This is a genomic window from Mycobacterium sp. E3247 (assembly GCF_001667785.1).
Classification (GTDB): domain Bacteria; phylum Actinomycetota; class Actinomycetes; order Mycobacteriales; family Mycobacteriaceae; genus Mycobacterium.
The window spans coordinates 1-678 of the sequence record NZ_LZJG01000090.1; the positions used below are offsets into that span (position 1 = coordinate 1).

At 62.4% G+C, this 678-nt stretch carries 1 protein-coding gene; it reads left to right on the top strand.

Annotation, left to right across the window (positions count from 1 at the left end; genetic code table 11):
• Positions 1–678 (top strand): acyl-CoA dehydrogenase family protein (locus A9X04_RS04840; RefSeq protein WP_197509052.1); only part of this gene is annotated, 678 nt, incomplete at both ends.

The following is a 678-nucleotide window of genomic DNA, read 5'->3' on the forward strand; positions in this document are numbered from 1 at the left end:
ATGCAGACCAGCGCGGTGCGCGAGGGCGATAATTGGATCCTCAACGGCGAGAAGTGGTACACCTCAGGGGCGTCCATCTCACAACTGGCATTGGTCATGGCGAAGACCGATCCCGACGCGCCGCGCCATCGCCAGTACACGACGTTTCTCGTCGAGTTGCCCAATCCTGGCTTCGAGATCATCCGCAACATTCCGGTTATGGGAGAGACCGACGTGCCGGCCTTCCACGGTGAGGTGACCATGGGTCACGCGGAAGTCCGCATCCGCGACCTAGTGGTCCCCGACGAGAACATTCTCGGCGGCCGTGGCGAGGGCTTTGCGATGGGGCAGCATCGGCTCGGATACGGCCGGCTCCGGCACGGGATGTGGAGCGTGGCCAAAGCTCAGGCAGCCTTGGATATGGCCACCGCACGTGCGTGCGAGCGTGTCACCTTCGGCAAGCGCGTCGCCGATCGGCAAGGCATCCAGTGGATGCTCGCCGATTGCGCCGAGAAGCTCTACATCACGCGACTGATGATCCTGCACCTGGCCTACAAAATGGAGCACGGGCACGACCTGCGCATCGAGAACTCGATGGCCAAAACCTATATCGCCAACATGCTGATCGAGGTGATCGACACGGCGTTGCAGATACACGGGTCCTTGGGCTACACCCACGACCTGCCGTTGGCGGCCTGG